This is a genomic window from Rhizobium lentis, from assembly GCF_017352135.1.
In the GTDB taxonomy this organism is placed as follows: domain Bacteria; phylum Pseudomonadota; class Alphaproteobacteria; order Rhizobiales; family Rhizobiaceae; genus Rhizobium; species Rhizobium lentis.
Map to the genome: position 1 here is coordinate 380,312 of NZ_CP071454.1, position 16,150 is coordinate 396,461.

Below are 16,150 nucleotides of genomic sequence, written 5' to 3' on the forward strand. Positions count from 1 at the left end.
GACCCACCGGCTTCAAGCATCGGAAATGACGAGACCTTAGTCGAGCGCAGCCGTGACGATGAATTCGACCTTATATTTCGGCGCGGCGAGCTTGGCTTCGCTGGTGGCGCGGGCCGGCGGATTGGCCGGGTCGATCCAGGCTTCCCAGACGGCGTTCATCTCGGCGAAATAGGCGATGTCGGAGAGATAGACGATCGTCTGCAGGATCTTCGACTTGTTGCTGCCTGATGCAGCCAGCAGGCGGTCGACTTCGGCAAGCGAGGATTTGCACTGATCGGTGACGCTTTCGCCTTCGCCGACCTGGCCTGCGAGATAAACCGTGTTGCCGTGAATGACAGCGCCGCTCATGCGCGCGCCGACGTCGATACGCTTAATGCTCATCATAGTCTCCTGAGTGAATGGAAGGTGGCAGCGCTAAAAGCGAAGCGCCGGAAAATCAGCCCAATGGCGGCTTAGCCGCGGATATGGTGCGTCTTCTGGTAGATCGCCGTCGAGCGCGCACCGGAGCGGCAATAGCCGAGCATCGGCCGCGGGAATTCGTCGAGCGCGTCGACCATGCCCTGCACCGCCTCTTCGGTCACCCCCATCGGTCCGACCGGCACATGAGCGATATCGAGTCCGAGCTCCTTGGCACGCGCCTCGATCACCGAGAATGATGTCTGGTCCGGGCTTTCGTGGTCGGGGCGGTGGCAGACGATCGATTTGAAGCCCATCGCCTTGATCTCATCGAGGTCCTCGAGCGTGATCTGGCCCGAAACCGAATATTCATCGTCGATCTGGCGAATATCCATCGTCCTGTCTCCTGCAATAGCGTGGGCTGAAGGTCTACGACGGGAGGCCGGCAAGCGTCAACAAGACTTCGCTCACAGGAAGGCAAAGGTCAGGACATAGCTGCGACTCTCGCCGGGTGCGAGCATGGTGAACTCACCGGCCGCCTGAAGCTCGTCGCGGGTGATCCAGCGATGCGACACCGGCTCGATGCCGATAATATGGGCCGGCGCTTTCTGGTTTCGCCAGACCTGCAGATAAGGCAGCGTATCGGCCCGGAAGCGCACGCGGAGCGTCCTGCCGCCGATCGCGGCTATCGGGCCGAGCCGGACTTCCGCGAAGCCCTCTTCCGTCGCCGGAGCCGGAACACAGAAGATGCCGCCCGGCTCTTCGCCGAAGGTCCAGGGAAAACCGCCATTCTCCAGCATCCGGCCCTCGAGCCGTGTGCCCTCGTCCAGCCATTTGCCGCCGATGTTCATGTGATACATCAGGAAGCTCGGCACGGTCTGGTCACTGGTATTGACGACCCGATCCTCGAGCCGGATCTCGCCGGTCGCCCCGTCGATCCGCCACAGGCGCTCGATGCACTGCGGCAGTCCCTCGACGGTCACGATGTCGATGTCGGCGCGACATTCGGCATTGCCGTTCTCGTATTTCGTCCACAGCACCTTTGCCGCATGACCGGAGGCCGATCCGTGCAGCGGATAGACCTTGCCGTCGCTCCGGCCGGCGATCGGCTGGCGATGGCGAATATGGTCCGGCCCGCAGGTAAAGAGAAAGCCTTCAAGAGAGTGATCGATTCGCAGGTCGCCGTCGTCGGGAATGGCGCGCTTCGGCGCGATGTCGACGCCTTCAACGATGCATCCGCCGATATCCAGCACCGATATTTCATCGAGCATCAGGCGCGGCCCGCTTGCAGCGGCAAATTCGATCATATCGGGTCTCCTCGGGGATTTGTCGGCCGCGGTAGCGTTAGGTTTCGCGCCGTCTTTCGTCAATCGGCCCCATTCCCCTCTTGCGCTTTTGCTGCAACCGTGGATTTTGCGGAACTGACGCCGAGACGCAAACGTTTATGAGTAAAAGGAAATCTTAGTGATTTTCATATTTTGTTCAGCACGCTTTCATAAATTCCACACTAGCGTCAAGATTCGCGGGTGTGTGTCGGCCCAGTCACTGTTCGAGGTGTGAGACGTGAATCGCTTTTTGAAGTCGGCATTTTCGCTTGCGGCCGTGCTGGCAGCCTTTGCCGTCATATCCCCTGAGGCAGGCGCACAGCAGTTCCGCGACCGCCGCCAGAGCGACATCGTGCTGGTCACGCCCAACGGCGAAATCCTCGATTATGTCCCACGCGGCTTTGCCTATGCCCGCGACCGCAGCGGCAATCGCGTGTTGATCGACGCCTATGGGAATATCGTCGCCACCGAAATGCGTGCCCGAGGTTATTACCCACCCCGCCCCGGTCCTCGCGAAGTCTACTCCGACGAGGGCGGCAATGATCCCTACTATGCCGATGACAATCCCTACGGCGATACGCGTTATTCCGAGCGGGGCGCCGTCACCGGCGGAATTCCGCGCGATGCGGCGATCGAACGCCTGCCGCTCGGCGAGGAGCCTTATCCGGACGACAACAGCATCGGCAATCCTTCGTCGGGGGACGATTACGCTTCGATCGATCCCGATCAGCAGATCCCGCCCGCCGACGCGCCGAAGGCCGCGCCTGACGAACCGGTGATCACGCTGAAGAACAAGTCGAAGCCCGAGATCGTCGCGCTGCAGGTCTTCCTCGACCGCGCCGGCATCTCTCCTGGCGTCATCGACGGGCACATGGGTTCGAACGTCACCAAGGGCATTTATGCCTATAATCAGATGACGGGGTCAAATCTCGACCCCAATGACACCGATGCCATTCTGGAAGAGCTGCGCATGAACGGCGGTCTGCCCGTGGTCAGCTACACGATCACCCCAGCAGATGCGGCCGGCCCCTTCGTCGCCCAGATCCCAGAAGATTATTCGCAGAAGGCGCTGCTGCCGTCGCTCGCCTACACCTCGACCACGGAAATGCTCGCCGAGCGCTTCCACATGGATGAGGCCTTCCTCAAGGAAATGAACCCGGGCGCCGATTTCAGCGTTCCCGGTACGGTGATCAAGGTCGTCAATCCCGGCGAACCGAAATCCGGCGAGGTTGCCCGCATCATCGCCGACAAGGGTCGCAAGCAGGTCTTCGCCTATGATGGCGCCGGCAATCTGCTGGCCGCCTATCCGGCATCCATCGGCTCCACCGACACGCCCTCGCCGTCAGGCACGGTGACAGTCGAACGCGTCGCCCTCAATCCCGGTTATACCTACAACCCGAAGATCAATTTCCAGCAGGGTGCCAACGACAAGATTCTCAACATTCCCCCTGGCCCGAACGGCCCGGTCGGCACCGTCTGGATGGCGCTCTCCAAGCCCACCTACGGCATTCACGGCACGCCCGATCCTTCCAAGATCGGCCGCACCCAGAGCCACGGCTGCATCCGCTTGACCAACTGGGATGCCACCGAGCTTGCCAAGATGGTCAAACCAGGGGTGACGGTGGAATTCGTTGATTGACGAGGACACCGGCGGGTCGGCACCCCCCGTCATTTGACACAACAATCTAGCTCGGCCCACGGCGGCAGTACAAATTTGCTTCTCGGGTCCCAAAGTTTGGAACCTGAGAACACGCCAAAATCTATTAAATCTGTAGTTTCCCTTCATAACCTTTTGGAGGGCACCATGAAATTATTTGTTCGTTTAGCTTTGAGCGCTTTGGCAGGTCTGGTCGTGGTCGGAACCGCGCAAGCCGCCGACGTCTCGGAAATTCGGGTGGACTGGGCGACCTACAACCCCGTCAGCCTCATCCTGAAGGATGAAGGCATCCTCGAGAAAGAGTTCGAAAAGGACGGGATCAAGGTTACCTGGGTCCAGTCCGCCGGCTCCAACAAGGCGCTGGAATTCCTGAATGCCGGCTCGCTCGACTTCGGCTCGACTGCGGGCGCGGCTGCCCTGATCGGCCGTATCAACGGCAACCCGATCAAATCCGTCTATGTCTATTCACGCCCGGAATGGACCGCGCTCGTCACACGCAAGGACACCGGCATTGCCAAGGTCGAGGACCTTAAGGGCAAGTCGATCGCCGTGACGCGCGGCACAGATCCGCATATTTTCCTGGTCCGCGCCCTCGCTGATGCAGGTCTGACCGAAAAGGATGTTTCGCTTGTTCTGCTCCAGCATGCGGATGGCCGCCTTGCATTGAAGCGCGGTGATGTCGACGCTTGGGCCGGCCTCGATCCGATCATGGCCTCCGCCGAGACTGAAGATGGTGACGTGCTCTTTTATCGCAAGCCCGACAACAACAGCTGGGGCGTTCTCAACGTGCGCGAAGAGTTTGCCGCCGCCCATCCCGATATCATCAAACGCGTGCTTGTCTCCTACGAGAAGGCACGCGGTGAAGCTCTGCAAGATCCGGCCAAGCTCAAAGCCGCCCTCGTCGCCGCCACCAAGCTGCCCGAAACCGTAATCGATCGCCAGCTGGAGCGCACGAACCTCGGCTACTCCGTGATCGGCGATGCGCAGCGCGAGACGATCCAAGCCGCAGGCCTCGCTTTGCAAAAAGCCGATGTCATCAAGGCAGATGTCGATGTCAGCAAGGCCGTATCCGAGCTCATCGATCCCAGCTACGCCGCCGCTCTCGGCCAGTGACGCGATAGGAAACATAGTCCCATGTCGTTGGTCGACATCGCGCTGTCATGGCGCAATACAGAAACAGCAAGGCAGACCCGGCAGCGCCGGGTTTCGCCTTTCGATCATCCGATCGTTGGGTTCCTGTTTCCGGTTGCGTTGTTTGCCGCCTGGGAAATCCTCGTCCATGAGGGAATCATCGGTGGCCGCCTGATGCCCCCGCCTTCGAAAATTCTCTATGCTGTCTATACGCTCGCGGCATCAGGCGATCTGTCAACGCATGTCGGTGCGACGCTGCGCAGAGTGGCGATCGGGTTTGCCTTCGGCTCTTTGACCGGGACGGTGCTCGGGGCGCTGACCGGCTACTCCAAACTGCTCGCGCGCCTGCTCGATCCGACGCTGCAGGCCTTGAGAGCCATTCCGTCAATTGCCTGGGTGCCGCTGTTCATTTTGTGGTTCGGCATCTTCGAGGGCTCCAAAGTCGCACTGATTGCCGTCGGGGTCTTCTTCCCTGTTTATCTCGGGGTCTATGGCGCCGTCACGGGCGTCGACAGGCGCATCGTCGAGGTCGGCCGCGTCTTTCGCCTTTCCGGCTTCGAGCTCATTCGTCTCATCCTGCTGCCGGCTGTCCTCCCGGACTTTATCCTGGCCCTGCGCGCAGGTCTGGGTCTCGGCTGGATGTTCGTCGTCGCGGCGGAATTTATGGGCGCCTCGGAAGGGCTCGGATATCTGCTTGTGGATGGCCAGCAGCTCGGAAAGCCGGATCAGATTCTGGCTGCCATCTTGATTTTTGCCGTTGTCGGCAAGGCGACCGACAGCCTGCTTCTGATTACCACCGCGCGGTTCCTGCGCTGGCGCGACAGCCATACGAGCGGGATCTGACATGCTCGATGTAAGTTCTCTATCCAAGATCTATCCCAACGGAACGCATGCGCTGCAAGACTTTTCCTTAAGCATCGGAAAGGGGGAGCTGGTTGCAGTCATCGGCGGCTCGGGTTGCGGCAAGAGTACTCTTCTGAGGCTGTTGTCGGGGCTGGAAGCCCCCACACAAGGCGACATCAGCCTGGAGGGGCGGCGCCTGACGGAACCGGACCCGCTGGTGAACATCGTCTTCCAGGAACCTCGCCTCTTTCCCTGGCTGACGGTCGCCGACAATATCGGTTTCGGCCTGCGCCATCTCCCAGGCGGCGAGCGGGATGAGCAGGTATCGGCCGCCCTGGAAAAGATCGGCCTTCGCGGCTACGAACGACGCTGGATCAAAGAACTGTCCGGCGGCCAGGCTCAACGTGTGGCCTTGGCGCGCGCCCTCGTGACAAAACCGGCCGTGCTGTTGTTGGACGAACCTTTCTCCGCGCTCGATGCGATGACGCGCGTCGAGCTCCAGGATCATTTGATCGACCTTTGGCGTGCGAATGCCACGACGATGCTGCTGGTCACGCACGACATCGAAGAGGCGGCTTTTCTGGCGGATCGCGTGGTCGTGATGCGCCCCTGGCCGGGACGCATTCTTGAGGTGGTCGATGTAAAGCTCCCGCGGCAACGCAATCGCATGTCCGACGAATTGGCTATCGTCAAAAGGCGCCTTTCCGCCCTTCTGGCTCATTCGCTCGATGATGGCGGCCGCACGGCAATCACCTGAAAAAACAAAATGCGTCGCGGGCCGACCGGACGCATTTCATTCGAGAATGCAGGAAACTGTCAGGCCGCCGTCGCCATGCGGGCGGAAGCCGTCGGCCTGACCGGCAATTTACGCATCATTTCCTCGGCAAAACAGGTTGCGTTCTCACGCGCCTTGTCGAGATTGCTGACACGCGTGGGGTCGATCGTGTGCAGCGTGCCGCCACAGTCGAAGATATCGCGGAAGGCCGAGCGTTCGATGATCGCGGTATCCAGCACCGGCACGTGCCGCTCGCTGAGCAGCGACTTGACGAGTTGCAGCGCCCGCGTCGTCACCATCGAGTTGACGCGGGTTAAAACCACCGAATGGCCGATCTTGATGCCCGCCTTCTCATCCAGATACTGCAGCAGTTCGAGCACCTGCGCGCCGCCGCGCGCATCCATCGCGCAGCCCTGTATCGGGATCAGCACGTGGTCGGAGAGGCCGACGGCGGTGGCAAGCAGCGGGTTGCGAGCGCCTGGCAGGTCGACGATAAAATAGTCGGTATTGTGCTTGTTCTCGCTGATATGCTGGGGCAGCGACGCAGTGGTCACGAAATCGATCACCGAAACATTGGGGACATGACCCGATATTTCGTGCCAGCGTGAAATCCAGTGCTGCGGATCGGCGTCGAGAATGGTGACGCGGTAACCCTTGCGAGCAAGCTCGGTGGCGAGCAGGAGAACAGCTGTCGTCTTGCCGGCGCCGCCCTTGGTGTTTGCGAATGTAATGACTGGCATGTTCGGTCCTCGGAGGGGAATGGCGCGAGCCGGTATCGCTCTTTAGCGCACTTTCGGAGCATCGTGCGGTTAATCCATCCTTTACAATCATGGTTAACAAATTCCAAACGCGCGCGGCGAAATTGCAGCCGGTATTTTTCATATCCCTAAAATTGGCGATGCGTGGATATGAAAAGGCCCGGAAAGAGAAGACTTTCCGGGCCTACCTGCAGGTCTGATTTCAAATCGTCAGAAGCAATCTCTGAAAAGCCCCTTGGTATTTTCCAGCGTCATCGGCACCGGATTGCCGCCGGCACTTGGGTCCTCGATCGCCATGGCAGACAACTCGTCGATGCGGTCGGGCGCGATTCCCATCGCCGTCAGCGTCTCCGGCACGCCGAGATCGGAGCGGAGCTTCAGCACATAGTCATAGAAACCGTCGAAACCACCTGAAATGCCGAGATAAGCAGCCGCCCGGCCGATCTTCTCCTCGATCGCGGCGCGGTTGAAGCGCAACACCGCCGGCATGACAACCGCATTGGTCATGCCGTGATGAGTGTTGTAGACGGCGCCGATCGGGTGCGACAGCGCATGGATGGCGCCGAGCCCCTTCTGGAAGGCGACCGCGCCCATGGCAGCAGCAGACATCATGTTGGCACGAGCTTCGAGATCGGTGCCTTCCCGATAGGCGCGCGGCAGGAATTCCTTGACGAGCCGCATGCCTTCGAGCGCGATGCCGGCTGACATCGGATGATAGAAGGGCGAGGAATAGGCTTCCAGGCAATGCGCGAAAGCGTCCATGCCGGTGCCGGCGGTAATGATCTTCGGCATGCCGACCGTCAGTTCCGGATCGGAGATGACGACGCCCGGCAGGAACTTCGGATGGAAGATGATCTTCTTCACATGCGTTTCGGAATTGGTGATGACGCTGGCGCGGCCGACTTCCGAACCGGTACCGGCCGTCGTCGGCACGGCGACGATCGGCGCGATGCCCTCGACGCTCGCGCGCGTCCACCAATCGCCGATATCTTCGAAATCCCAGACGGGCCGCGACTGGCCGACCATGAAGGCCACGCACTTGCCGAGATCGAGGCCAGAACCGCCGCCGAAGGCCACGACGCCGTCATGGCCGCCGTCCTTGAAAGCCTTGACGCCGGCCTCGAGGTTCTTCTCGTTCGGGTTCGGATCGACGTCAGCGAAGATCGCCCGGCCAAGACCGGCATCCTCGAGGATGTCGAGTGCATTCTTGGTGATTGCCATTGAGGCGAGGCCACGGTCGGTGACGAGCAGCGGCTTCTTGATGCCGAGGCTCCTGCAGGCATCGGCCAGTTCCTTGATGCGGCCCCGGCCGAGCTTGACCGATGTCGGATAGCTCCAGTTTGCTGTGATGTTGCTGCTGCTCATGCTGTCACTTTCTTCAGGTGGAAGGATTTCGGACGCGTCAGATTCTGGAAGCCGATGATCGACAGCGAGCCGCCGCGGCCGGTCTCCTTGACGCCGGTCCAGCAGAGCGCCGGATCGAGATAGTCCGCGCGGTTCATGAAAACGGTGCCGGTTTCGATGTCGCGGCCGAGACGCGCAGCCCGCTCGACATCCTTGGTCCAGAGCGAGGCCGTCAGCCCGTACTGGCTGTCATTCATCAAAGCGAGAGCCTCCTCGTCGCTTTTCACCTTCATGATGCCGACTGCCGGACCGAAAGTCTCTTCGCGCATGAAGGCCATGGAATGATCGACATCGACGAGGACCTGCGGTGCGAGATAGGCGCCGCCATCGTCCTGAGGGAAAAGCTTGGGATCGACAAGCGCCTTGGCGCCCTTGGAGACCGCATCGGCGATCTGCTCGCGCACCACCTTGGCGAAACGCTTGTTCGCCATCGGCCCAAGCGACGTCTCGGGATCGAGCGGGTTGCCAAGCTTGTAGTTCGACACCCAGGCAACCGATTTCTCGACGAAAGCGTCGTAGAGCGATTCATGCACGTAGACGCGCTCGATGCCGCAGCAGCACTGGCCGGAATTATAGGTGGCGCCATCCATCAGCGTGTCGACGGCCGCATCGAGATCGGCGTCTTCCATGACGTAACCCGGATCCTTGCCGCCGAGCTCGAGGCCGAGGCCGGTGAAGGTGCCGGCGGCGGCCCGCTCCATCGAGCGACCGCCTTCGACCGATCCGGTGAAATTGACGAAGTTGAAGCTGCCGGCAGCAATTAGTGCCGACGTCGTTTCATGATCGAGAAAGACGTTCTGGAATACTTCGTCCGGAACACCCGCCTCGACGAAGGCCTGTACCAGCCGTTCGCCGACGAGCAAGGTCTGGGAGGCGTGTTTCAGAACGACCGTATTGCCGGCCATCAGCGCCGGCGCGATCGTGTTGATCGCCGTCATATAGGGATAGTTCCACGGCGCGACGACGAAGACGACGCCATGCGCTTCGCGCTCGATGCGGCGTTCGAAACGGTCGCTTTCTTCGACGACGAGCGGGGCCAGCGCGTCAGCCGCGATCGAGGCGACATAGTTGGAGCGCTCGTTGAAGCCCCTGTATTCGCCGCCGTACTTCACCGGCCGCCCCATCTGCCAGGCAAGCTCCGGCACGACGACGTCCGACATCTCGTTCAGCCGCGCGGCGCCCTTCAGCACGAGCTGAACGCGCTCTTCAAGCGGCCGCCTCGCCCAGGCCTTCTGCGCCTTGCGGGCGCGCGCCACCACATCCTTGGCGGCATCGAGCGAAAGCGCCGGACGCTCCGCGTAAACCGATCCGTCGACCGGTGAAATGCATTGGATCATTGCCATGATCGATTTCCTGTCCTCGTATCATTTCAAAATTGGTGGGCGACAGCCCCTCATCCGCCTGCCGGCACCTTCTCCCCGCAAACGGGGCGAAGGGGATATGCCGCAACCTTTCGGTTCCCCCGCAACGTCTCGCATGGCAAGTCCCCTCTCCCCGTTTTTTACGGGGGAGAGGGTTAGGGTGAGGGGCAACCCCGCAAATGCCTATTAAGCTCTTTCGAAACCGCGCGCCACTTCCCAATCGGTGATGCGGCGGTCGTATTCCTCTTGCTCCCATTCGGCAGCGCGGGTGTAATGGTCAATCACCTCGTCGCCGAAGGCTTTGCGCAGCATTGCCGATTCCGTCATCGCAATCGCCGCCGAACGCAGCGTGCGCGGGATCTCCCGAATGTCCTTGCCGCCATAGGCGTCGCCGACGAAGGGGGCTTCGAGTTCCAGCTTGTTCTCGATCCCGTCGATGCCGGCGGCGAGCAGCGCTGCGAATGCGAGATAGGGATTGAGATCGGAGCCGCCGACGCGGCATTCGATGCGGATCCCCTTCGTCTCCTCGCCGCAAAGGCGATAGCCGGCGGTACGGTTGTCCTTGCTCCAGATCGCCTTGGTCGGAGCGAAGGTGCCGGCCATGAAGCGCTTGTAGGAATTGATGTAAGGCGCCAGGAAATAGGTGATCTCACTCGCATGGGCGAGAAGTCCGGCAACGTAATTGTGCATCAGCGGCGACATGCCGTATTTGCCGGTATGGTCGAAGAATAGCGGCTTTTCCTCAAGGCTCCACAGCGACTGGTGGATATGGGAGGAGCTACCGGCGGCATTGTAGTTCCACTTGGCAAGGAAAGTGATGGCTTTGCCCTTCGACCAGGCAATCTCCTTGCAGCCATTCTTGATGATCGCATGCCGATCGGCCATGGCGAGCGCATCGGCGTAACGCACGTTGATCTCCTCCTGGCCGGCCGAGGCCTCGCCCTTGGAGTTCTCGACCGGAATGCCGGCACCCTGCAGGCCGGTGCGGATCGCCCGCATCACCTCTTCCTCCTTGGTGGTCTGGAAGATGTGGTAGTCCTCGTTATAGGCGCTGGCGAGCTTCAGATTGCGGTAGCCCGAAGCATGCGCGGCCTCATAACTCTGGTCGAACAGGAAGAATTCGAGCTCCGAGGCCATATAGGCCTTCATGCCCATGTCTTCGAGGCGCTTCACCTGCTTCTTCAGGATCGCGCGTGGCGAATGGGCGACCTCTTCATGAGTGTGATGGTCGAGCACGTCGCAGAGCACCAGCGCGGTACCCTCGAGCCAGGGAATGCGGCGCAGTGTCGAAAGATCCGGCTTCATCGTATAGTCGCCGTATCCCTTCTCCCAGCTCGTTGCCTTGTAGCCGGAGACGGTTTCCATCTCTATGTCAGTCGCCTGCAGGTAGTTGCAGCTGTGCGTTTCCTTCCAGGCGCTTTCGACGAAATATTCAGCCTGGAAGCGCTTACCCATCAGCCGGCCCTGCATGTCCACCTGGCAGGCGAGAACCGTATCGATGCGCCCTTCGGCAACGTCCTTCCTGAGATCGTCGATTGTGTAGCTGCTGCTCATGATTGATCCGCCTGAGATTGGAATTGAAGAAAATCGGGGCAACGAAATCGCATACGCTCGGCCGGAACCGTGGCCCGATGCCTTTTCGTTGAACCGGTGATGGGGCCGCAGGATGCGGCCCCGCCGGTTGAGAGGGAAGCCTCGATGCTTAGCGTTCGCCGCTTTCGCCGACGGCCGCCTCGGCTGCTGCGATTTCGGCCTGGCGCTTCGCCACGTCGGCGCCGATCGGCGGTCCCTTGAAGCGGCGGCTCTCGAAGCCGAACCAGACGATGCCGGTGACCACGAGGAAGCCGACGGTGATATAGAGCGCCCATTGGTTCGGCGGCTGGATGCCGAGAATGAAGATCAGGATCATCGCTATGATCGACAGCACCGCGAAGAGCTTGAAGACGCCCTCTCCGAGGTTCCACGGGCCCACCTTGTCCCACTTCGACGTGCCCCAGGCGAAGAGGCCGAGCGTGATCGGTATCGCGAACGAGAAGAACAGGAAGATGACCGTGCACGAGACGACGATCGTGTAAACCGGCGTGTCGCCGATCGTAACCAGCGATGAGCCCCAGACGAACAGCACCGACAGGATCGAGCCCGTCCAGATCGCGGCCACCGGGGTACGGTACTGCGGGCTGACCTTTGACAGCGCCTTGGAGGCCGGCAGGCCGCCGTCACGCGAGAAGGCGAAGATCATGCGGGAGACCGAGGTGACGGTCGCAAGGCCGCACAGCCATTGGCTGACGAAGATCGCAAGATATAGGAGATCCTTGACGACCGGGTTCACCTGGCTGTCCATCGCCCAGAAGAACACGTTCCAGCCCTGTTTTGCCGCATCGTCCATGTTCGGCAGCATCAGCACGAAGGCGCACAGCATGATATAGCCGAATAGCGCTGACCACAGGACCGAGGCCACCATGCCGCGTGGGACGGAATGGGCGGCCTTGACCGTCTCCTCAGACGTATGCGCCGAGGCGTCATAGCCGGTGATGGTGTAGATCGGCAGCAGCAGGCCGAGAAGGAAGACCCAGGCACCGGAGGTGGACGGCCAGACATTGCCGCCGGCTTCGCCGGAATAGTTGGCGAAGGTGAAGAGGCGGCCGATTTCATAGGAAGGGGCCGCGATGAGGCAGACGACCGCCAGCGCGATCGAGGTCGCGAAGATCAGATAACCCGAAAAATCGGTCAGCTTCGCGGTCAATCCGATGCCCATGTGGTTTACCAGCGCCTGCGCACCGGTGATGATGATGAGGAAAATGATCCGCACCGTGATCGTGTCCGTCAGACCGAGATAAGTGGTGCCGAAGGACCCCATGAAGAAATAATAAGTGCCGACGTTGATGGCGCCGAGCACGGTGACGAGACCGAGCAGGTTGAACCAGGCGGTCAGCCAGCCGGTGAAGCGGTTGCCGAGGATCGAACCCCAGTGATAGAGGCCGCCGGCCGTCGGATAGGCGGAGCTGATCTGTGCCATGGCGACGGCGAAGACGAGCGAGATGAAGCATCCCACAGGCCAGCCGATGCCGATCGCCGCTCCGCCGGCACCGGCGGTCGCCTGCGCCAGCGAATTGATGCCGCCGGAGAGAATGCAGATGATGGAAAACGATACGGCGAAATTCGAGAATGAGCTCATTCGCCGTTCGAGTTCCTGGGCATAGCCCATCGAATGCAGGATGTGAACATCCTGCTTCTTGTCCAATTCGGTATAATCCGACATGACTTCCCCCTGTTGACGATGGCCGCGGGATTGCGGCCTGTTCAGTACCAATTGCCCGCGGCATTTTCGCCATGCGGACGTCCGCAGATAACTGCTCCCTTAGGTCTTCTTTTTATGTCAGGCTTCCAGGCTTTGTTGGAGAAGCCCTGTCAGATAGTCTGCCATGACCCCTTGGCCGCTATCGTCTGCGATGAGGTCGTTTCGGACCTCGATCATCACATTGCGCAAGCCGTTCGAAAGCCCGTGCAGGATCAGCGTGTGGGTCACGCCGTCCTCGGGCCCGTAAGGCTGGTTGCGTTCAGTCCTGTAAAGCGGCGCATCGGCCGCGGCATCAAGCATCCGGTCAGCGAGCCGACTGTCCTCGTCGTGCAATATGCCGAGTTCGACGGCGCGTTGCCGGCCATGATAGACCGGCGTGAAACTGTGCATCGTTACGATGATGCTGTCCTGTCCCCTCGCCCGCCGGTCGCGGATCAGCCCCCGAATGGCGTCGTGGAAGGGCACATATAGCGCGTCGGTGCGCGCCAAACGTTCCTCGGCAGTCAGATCCTTGTTGCCCGGAATGGCAAAGATCTCGCTGGTCTCCGGCATGGCGCCCGGTGAACTTGGCGGCCGGTTGCAGTCGTAGATCAGCCGGGAGAAGCGCTGGTAGACGAGCGTCGCGTCGAGTGCCTGCGACATGCCGCGGGCAACCGCGAGCGCACCCGGATCCCAGGCGATGTGGCTTGACAGCGCTTCGTTGGGCAGGCCGAGATCGCCGAAGCGGGCAGGAAGCGTTTTCGAAGCGTGCTCGCAGACGAGCAACACGGGGCTCCGGCCTTCGATGCGTTCTATCCCGACGCAATCGCCATCCGCTTCGCTGAGGATTTTCGGCCGGGCCAGCACCAAAGGCGCCTCTCCTATCCCTTAATAAAGGCTTTATAAGAAAAGAATTCTTCAGCTTTTGGCGACTGTCAAGCATCCGCTGAAAATTTCTTTTCATGACAGTGGTTGACATGGATTGTGACAGCGTTGTTAACTTTGGTCGGGAGAGTGGCGCCAGACCACCCCCGGGGAGCAAAGTCACGTGACCACCGCGTCGAAGACGGTTTCGGACGTCATACATTCGCATCTTGGCGTATTGACGCGTGCTGAGAAGCAGTTGGCGGAAAGCCTGCTCGACAATTATCCGGTTTCCGGCCTCGGCAGCATCACCACCATCGCGGAGAACGCTGGCGTTTCCACGCCGACCGTCGTGCGAATGGTGCAGAAGCTGGGCTTCAAGGGCTATCCCGATTTTCAGGCGCGCCTGCATCAAGAGGTCGAGGCGACGATCTCCAACCCCATCGCCAAGCATGACCGCTGGGCGCAGAACGCGCCGGGCACCCATATCCTCAACCGCTTCGCCGATGCCATCATGGGCAATCTGCGCCAGACGCTGACCGACCTCGATACCGCAACTTTCGACAGCGTCGCCTCGCTGCTGTCGGACCGCAAGCGCGGCCTCTATTTCGTCGGCGGCCGCATCACCGGCGCGCTGGCCGAGTATTTCTTCACCCATATGCAGGTCATCCGGCCGGCCACAACACTGCTGTCGTCCAATTCCAGCAGCTGGCCGCAATATGCCCTCAACATGAACGCCGGCGACATCCTGATCATCTTCGATATCCGCCGCTATGAGCAGGAAATGGTCAGCCTTGCCACCGCCGCTCGCAAGCGCGGCGCCGAAATCGTCGTCTTCACCGACCAATGGGCCTCGCCTGCCGCCAAACTCGCCCGGCACGCTTTCCGCGTCCGCATCGAAGCGCCGTCGGCCTGGGACTCATCGGTCGTCACACTTTTCATCGTCGAGGCTCTGATTGAAGCCGTCCAGAACTCCACCTGGGACGAGACGAAGGAGCGCATGAAGACGCTTGAAGGGCTGTTCGAGCAGAGCAGGCTTTTCCGCAAACCAGGTTAAGAGGGCAAGACTAAAAGAGAGGGAAAAACAATCGCGGACTTGGCGGAAGTGAACGATGCCGTCGCAAATGAAACATCAGCCACAAGCGCCTGCTATTCCGACAAAATTAACGTCATTCAACCGTCACACAAGCTTCATGCAAGCTGATTAACAGCATCGCCAGACACTGAAAACCGAAGGAGTACAACAGTGATCTCTAACATTTCTCGACTCCTGTCGCTTTCTACTGCGATGATCGTGGCTTCGACCGCGATTGCCGCCGCAGAACCGAGCGCAGAATTGATCGCCGCCGCCAAGAAGGAAGGCACGCTGACCACGATCGCTCTCCCGCACGACTGGTGCGGCTACGGCGAGGTCATTGCCGGCTTCAAGGCCAAGTACGGCCTCGAGGTCAACGAGCTGAACCCCGATGCCGGCTCGGGCGACGAAATCGAAGCGATCAAGGCCAACAAGGGCAACACCGGCCCGCAGGCTCCCGACGTCATCGACGTCGGCCTCTCCTTCGGCCCGTCCGCCAAGAAGGACGGTCTGATCCAGCCTTACAAGGTCTCCACCTGGGATTCGATCCCGGACACCGCAAAAGATCCGGAAGGCTACTGGTACGGCGACTACTATGGCGTTCTCTCGTTCCTCGTGAATAAGGATCTCATCAAGGAATCGCCGGCTGACTGGGCCGACCTGAAGAAGAGCGATTACGCAAACAGCGTCGCTCTGGCAGGTGATCCGCGCACCGCCAACCAGGCTGTTCAGGGCGTTTATGCTGCCGGTCTTTCTGCATCCGGCGGTGACGCTGCCAAGGCGGGCGAAGAAGGCCTGAAGTTCTTCGCCGAGCTGAATAAGGTCGGCAACTTCGTGCCCGTCGTCGGTAAGGCCGCTCCCTTCGCGCAGGGCTCCACACCAATCATCATAGCCTGGGACTACAACGCATTGTCCTGGGGTGAAAGCCTGAAGGGCAATCCTCCCTTCGAAGTCGTCGTTCCGAAGACGGGCGTCGTCGCCGGCGTTTATGTCCAGGCGATTTCCGCCTTCGCTCCGCACCCGAACGCTGCCAAGCTCTGGATGGAATATCTCTATTCCGACGAAGGTCAGCTCGGCTGGCTTAAGGGCTATTGCCATCCGATCCGCTTCAACGATCTTGCCAAGAACAACAAGATCCCGAAGGAACTGCTCGACAAGCTGCCGCCGGCAGCAGCCTATGAAAAGGCCGTCTTCCCGACACTCGAAGAGCAGGCAGCTGGCAAGGAGACCATTACCAAGAACTGGGATTCCGTCGTCGGCGCCAACGTTAAGTAATATCCGATC

15 protein-coding genes are annotated in these 16,150 nt (G+C 60.5%); 6 read left to right on the plus strand and 9 right to left on the minus strand.

Annotated elements, in window-relative coordinates:
• Positions 1-36 precede the first annotated feature (36 nt).
• The 3 genes from J0663_RS01915 to J0663_RS01925 form a co-directional block, all read right to left on the minus strand.
• Positions 37-381, minus strand: a complete 345-nt coding sequence (locus tag J0663_RS01915; RefSeq protein WP_207242796.1) for a RidA family protein — start codon at positions 379-381, stop codon at positions 37-39.
• A gap of 71 nt (positions 382-452) precedes the next feature.
• Positions 453-791 carry a protein tyrosine phosphatase family protein gene (locus J0663_RS01920; protein WP_207242797.1) on the minus strand — a complete coding sequence of 113 codons (339 nt, stop codon included), beginning with the start codon at positions 789-791 and terminating at the stop codon, positions 453-455.
• Between the two features lie 72 nt (positions 792-863).
• Positions 864-1,703 (minus strand): DUF4432 family protein, encoded by an 840-nt coding sequence (locus J0663_RS01925; RefSeq protein WP_207242798.1) that lies wholly within the window; start codon positions 1,701-1,703, stop codon positions 864-866.
• Positions 1,704-1,959: 256 nt separating this feature from the next.
• On the opposite strand from J0663_RS01925, the gene J0663_RS01930 reads away from it, so the two are divergent.
• The 4 genes from J0663_RS01930 (at position 1,960) to J0663_RS01945 (ending at position 6,109) form a co-directional block, all read left to right on the plus strand.
• Complete coding sequence (locus J0663_RS01930) at positions 1,960-3,360, plus strand: L,D-transpeptidase (RefSeq protein ID WP_207242799.1); 1,401 nt, start codon at positions 1,960-1,962, stop codon at positions 3,358-3,360.
• Between the two features lie 165 nt (positions 3,361-3,525).
• Positions 3,526-4,491: an aliphatic sulfonate ABC transporter substrate-binding protein gene (locus tag J0663_RS01935; protein ID WP_207242800.1), complete on the plus strand. Its 966-nt coding sequence runs from the start codon at positions 3,526-3,528 to the stop codon at positions 4,489-4,491.
• Between the two features lie 21 nt (positions 4,492-4,512).
• Positions 4,513-5,352: an ABC transporter permease gene (locus J0663_RS01940; protein ID WP_207242801.1), complete on the plus strand. Its 840-nt coding sequence runs from the start codon at positions 4,513-4,515 to the stop codon at positions 5,350-5,352.
• A gap of 1 nt (position 5,353) precedes the next feature.
• On the plus strand, positions 5,354-6,109 hold the full coding sequence (locus J0663_RS01945; RefSeq protein WP_207242802.1) for an ABC transporter ATP-binding protein: 756 nt from the start codon (positions 5,354-5,356) through the stop codon (positions 6,107-6,109).
• Positions 6,110-6,168: 59 nt separating this feature from the next.
• On the opposite strand, the gene J0663_RS01950 is transcribed toward J0663_RS01945, so the two are convergent.
• From J0663_RS01950 to J0663_RS01975, 6 genes are all read right to left on the minus strand, one after another.
• Positions 6,169-6,867, minus strand: coding sequence for a ParA family protein (locus J0663_RS01950; protein WP_207242803.1), 699 nt, complete (start codon positions 6,865-6,867; stop codon positions 6,169-6,171).
• A 228-nt stretch (positions 6,868-7,095) separates the two neighbouring features.
• Positions 7,096-8,250: an iron-containing alcohol dehydrogenase gene (locus tag J0663_RS01955; protein ID WP_207242804.1), complete on the minus strand. Its 1,155-nt coding sequence runs from the start codon at positions 8,248-8,250 to the stop codon at positions 7,096-7,098.
• Entirely contained in the window at positions 8,247-9,632 is a 1,386-nt protein-coding gene (locus tag J0663_RS01960; protein WP_207242805.1) for an aldehyde dehydrogenase family protein, read from the minus strand. The genes J0663_RS01955 and J0663_RS01960 overlap by 4 nt, the downstream gene beginning before the upstream one ends.
• Positions 9,633-9,836: 204 nt before the next feature.
• Positions 9,837-11,204 carry a glutamine synthetase family protein gene (locus tag J0663_RS01965; protein WP_207242806.1) on the minus strand — a complete coding sequence of 456 codons (1,368 nt, stop codon included), beginning with the start codon at positions 11,202-11,204 and terminating at the stop codon, positions 9,837-9,839.
• A gap of 148 nt (positions 11,205-11,352) precedes the next feature.
• Positions 11,353-12,909 (minus strand): amino acid permease, encoded by a 1,557-nt coding sequence (locus J0663_RS01970; protein ID WP_207242807.1) that lies wholly within the window; start codon positions 12,907-12,909, stop codon positions 11,353-11,355.
• 117 nt (positions 12,910-13,026) lie between these two features.
• Positions 13,027-13,797: an N-formylglutamate amidohydrolase gene (locus tag J0663_RS01975; RefSeq protein WP_207242808.1), complete on the minus strand. Its 771-nt coding sequence runs from the start codon at positions 13,795-13,797 to the stop codon at positions 13,027-13,029.
• Between the two features lie 178 nt (positions 13,798-13,975).
• On the opposite strand from J0663_RS01975, the gene J0663_RS01980 reads away from it, so the two are divergent.
• Both J0663_RS01980 and J0663_RS01985 read left to right on the plus strand, forming a co-directional pair.
• A complete protein-coding gene (locus tag J0663_RS01980; protein WP_207242809.1) occupies positions 13,976-14,848 on the plus strand; it encodes a MurR/RpiR family transcriptional regulator in 873 nt (290 codons plus the stop codon).
• A gap of 189 nt (positions 14,849-15,037) precedes the next feature.
• Entirely contained in the window at positions 15,038-16,141 is a 1,104-nt protein-coding gene (locus tag J0663_RS01985) for an ABC transporter substrate-binding protein (RefSeq protein ID WP_207242810.1), read from the plus strand.
• Positions 16,142-16,150 lie beyond the last annotated feature (9 nt).

Excerpts from the sequence above, each read along its gene's own strand:
- J0663_RS01945 (WP_207242802.1), top strand. The coding sequence starts at position 5,354 with ATGCTCGATGTAAGTTCTCTATCCAAGATCTATCCCAACGGAACGCAT.
- J0663_RS01955 (WP_207242804.1), bottom strand. The coding sequence starts at position 8,250 with ATGAGCAGCAGCAACATCACAGCAAACTGGAGCTATCCGACATCGGTC.
- J0663_RS01940 (WP_207242801.1), top strand. The coding sequence starts at position 4,513 with ATGTCGTTGGTCGACATCGCGCTGTCATGGCGCAATACAGAAACAGCA.
- J0663_RS01915 (WP_207242796.1), bottom strand. The coding sequence starts at position 381 with ATGAGCATTAAGCGTATCGACGTCGGCGCGCGCATGAGCGGCGCTGTC.
- J0663_RS01920 (WP_207242797.1), bottom strand. The coding sequence starts at position 791 with ATGGATATTCGCCAGATCGACGATGAATATTCGGTTTCGGGCCAGATC.
- J0663_RS01965 (WP_207242806.1), bottom strand. The coding sequence starts at position 11,204 with ATGAGCAGCAGCTACACAATCGACGATCTCAGGAAGGACGTTGCCGAA.
- J0663_RS01925 (WP_207242798.1), bottom strand. The coding sequence starts at position 1,703 with ATGATCGAATTTGCCGCTGCAAGCGGGCCGCGCCTGATGCTCGATGAA.
- J0663_RS01935 (WP_207242800.1), top strand. The coding sequence starts at position 3,526 with ATGAAATTATTTGTTCGTTTAGCTTTGAGCGCTTTGGCAGGTCTGGTC.
- J0663_RS01970 (WP_207242807.1), bottom strand. The coding sequence starts at position 12,909 with ATGTCGGATTATACCGAATTGGACAAGAAGCAGGATGTTCACATCCTG.
- J0663_RS01960 (WP_207242805.1), bottom strand. The coding sequence starts at position 9,632 with ATGGCAATGATCCAATGCATTTCACCGGTCGACGGATCGGTTTACGCG.
- J0663_RS01950 (WP_207242803.1), bottom strand. The coding sequence starts at position 6,867 with ATGCCAGTCATTACATTCGCAAACACCAAGGGCGGCGCCGGCAAGACG.